The organism is Dietzia cercidiphylli (assembly GCF_039531545.1).
Taxonomy (GTDB): Bacteria; Actinomycetota; Actinomycetes; order Mycobacteriales; family Mycobacteriaceae; genus Dietzia; species Dietzia natronolimnaea.
Window position 1 is genome coordinate 294467 of the sequence record NZ_BAAAQG010000010.1, and the last position, 3209, is coordinate 297675.

1 protein-coding gene is annotated in these 3209 nt (G+C 61.7%); it reads left to right on the plus strand.

Going from position 1 to position 3209, the window contains the following annotated elements; all coding sequences use genetic code 11:
* Positions 1 to 2176: type I restriction enzyme subunit R domain-containing protein (locus ABD250_RS12025; RefSeq protein WP_344392462.1), on the plus strand; the 2176-nt coding region annotated here is incomplete at its 5' end.
* Positions 2177 to 3209 lie beyond the last annotated feature (1033 nt).

Here is a 3209-nt window from a genome sequence, read left to right on the forward strand (position 1 = left end):
CCTTGTCCAGCACTCCGCAGGTTCGGGAAAGACCAACTCCATCTCCTGGCTCGCCCAGCGGCTGTCGTCGCTGTATGACGATGACGACGACAAGGTGTTCTCCTCCGTCATCGTGGTCACCGATCGGACCGTGCTTGATGCGCAACTGCAAGAGGCCATCCACCAGATCAATCGCACCACCGGGGTCGTGGCCCACATCGATGGGCTGACCGGATCGAAATCCTCAGAACTGGCCGAGGCTCTCGAGTCGGGGACCCACATCGTCGTCGTCACCATCCAGACCTTCCCCTACGCCCTGGACGCGATCGCCGACCGCACTACCCTCCGCGGTCGGTCCTTTGCGATCATTGCCGACGAAGCCCATTCCTCCCAGGCCGGCGGAGCGTCGAACAAACTCAAGCAGGTCCTGTCGCAGGCCGAGCTCGACGAGGTCGCCCAGGGCGGGGCCGTGTCGGCGGAGGACATGCTCGCCGCCGAGACCAAAGCCCGCGCCGAGGCCGGCAATATCTCCTTCTTCGCCTTCACCGCCACCCCCAAGGCCACCACGCTCGAACTGTTCGGCCGCCCAGGCCCCGACGGCACGCCGCAGCCGTTCCACCTGTACTCGATGCAGCAAGCGATCGACGAGGGCTTCATCCTGGACGTCCTGCGCAACTACACCCCGTACAAGACCGCGTTCCGGTTGTCGCACAACGGCAAGACCTACGCCACCAGCGACACCGGGGAAGGCACCGTCGCCGTGACCACCGAGGGTGGCGACGACGACCTGGTGGACCGCTCCGCCGCGGTGAAGTCGGTGATGAACTGGGTCAAGCTGCACCCCACCAACATCTCGCAGAAGGTGCAGATCATCGTCGAGCACTTCCGACAGAACGTGGCCTGGCGGCTGAACGGGCAGGCAAAGGCGATGGTGGTGACCAGTTCCCGCAAGGCCGCCGTGCGCTACAAACTCGCCTTCGACAAGTACGTGACCGAGAACGGCTACACCGACGTCGCTGCGCTGGTCGCGTTCTCTGGGGAGGTCACCGACCCCGAGTCCGGTACCGACGAGCCGTTCTCCGAAGTCAGCATGAACCCTGGGCTCAAGGGCCGCGACCTGCGGGACGCGTTTGCCACCGATGAGTTCCAGGTGATGCTGGTGGCCAACAAGTTCCAGACCGGCTTCGACCAACCCAAACTCGTGGCCATGTACGTCGACAAGCGGCTCGGCGGGGTCCAGGCGGTGCAGACTCTCTCGCGGCTCAACCGGACATTTCCGCCGCTGAAAGACCAGACCTTCGTGCTGGATTTCACCAACGAAGTCGACGACATCGTCGACGCCTTTGCGCCCTATTACGAGGCCACCACACTGGCCGACGTGACCGACCCGAACATCGTCCACGACACCGAGCGCAAACTATCCGTCGCCGGCATCTACGAGCGCTCCGAGGTCGACGGCTTCGCTAATGCATTCCTCGCCCGTGAGGGCCACAATGCGCTGGTGAAGTGGGTTGCCCCCGCTGCCGACCGTTTCACGGTTCGGATGCGGTCGGCGGTCGAGGCCTCCAACGCCGTGGAAATCGACGAGCTGCAGATGTTCCGCAAGGACGTGGGCACCTACGTGCGGCAATACGAGTTCCTGTCCCAGCTGTTCGACTACGAGATCCCGTGGCTCGAGAAGCTCGCGCTGTATCTCAAGCTGCTAGCGCCACAGCTAAGAAGCGGAGAGAAGGACACGCCCATCGACCTGTCCGCGGTGGCTATCGACTACCTCGGCCACCACCGCCAGGCCACCCGGGACGGCGAACTCTCCGGCGGGACGCCGCTCGAGCCGGCGCGCGAGGCCGGCACCGGCACCGTCCGCGACCCCGACATGGTGGCCCTCGACGAGGTGATCAACCGCATCAACGACCTGTTCGCCGGAAACCACCCCGACTCCTCCGTCCGCAACGTGGTTACCCACATCAAGGACCGGCTCGAAGAGAGCGAGACCCTTAAGACGCAGGCCCAGAACAATTCACTCGCCCAGTTCCGCGCGAGCCCCGACATCGATGTCGCCTTCACCGACGCCGTCATCGGATCCATGGACTCCTCCGCAGACCTCTCCGCGCAGATCCTCAACAACCGAGATCTCGCCCGCGCACTGCTTGGCGAGCTCCTGCCGGCCGTCTATCGAACACTGAGCAAGGCGAGCTAATCCATACCGATGGTCCGAAATCTAAGACAAGCGTTGACCGAAACGCTCTTCAATGCGGCAAGCGGCGGAGTCTTGCCCCGTATTGATTCACGGGGCAAGCGGGGAGGAGATCTCTATGACTGGTCGTTGAAGCCGCACCCGCCAGCACCGGGCAGCTCTCTCCATAACGACGACGTCGAGTTCGCTGCTGCTTATCCACTACTTCTTAGCGGGACGAAGGCTGTAACTGAGCAGACGATATACCCGGTTATGACCGCTGCCGAGAACTTACACACGGCTGGTGTTCTAATCCGTCGGCGCAGAAGCCACAGGCAGCCACACCTCAGCGAAGTCCTCGGATTATGCCGTGTAGCTATGGAGTGTGCAGCGGCATCGATCTGGATGCTCAGCGGGGAGGACCGAGCTGAACGCCTCGATCGTTGCCTCCGAATCGAACTCGAACAGCTACGAAAGCAAAGTTCGTTTCTGCAGCTTTCGGCCAAGGCCGAAACCGCGGCCGACAGCCGCTATTCGCCCGAACATCGAAGAATGAATAGGGCCCACAGGGAAAGGTTTAACGCAACGCTCAGCCGCTCCGAGAGCGCTTACCCCGCTAAGCGTCCGCCGCAGTTCTCGCAACTCGTGGAATACTCCGCAAGGTGGATTGATGCCCACGTACCGTTGCACGACGACGGCGAGATAGCCAATAGCTCGATGGAACATTCATCCACGCTCTTTTATTCTTACGGTTCAAGCTTCATCCACGGCTACAAATGGCTTTCCGACTATTCACGTGGCGGCACCATCTGGACAATGCTCTCCGATGCCCTAGCAGTTTCTATTAACATGACTGAGTGCGCCGCTTGCCTCTTCGAAAGTGCTGCCCTCGCACCCGGAACCAGTCCGGACATAGAGCACTTCCCAAAGCGATTCACGCCCACGGTAGCGACGTGGTCTACAGAACTATTCGGATCGCCGCCAGCCAGATGTTAGGGACGTGCTTCGGAAAGCAGAGTTCTGATGATCGGGTAGCGCGAGTATGAGCATCGGATAG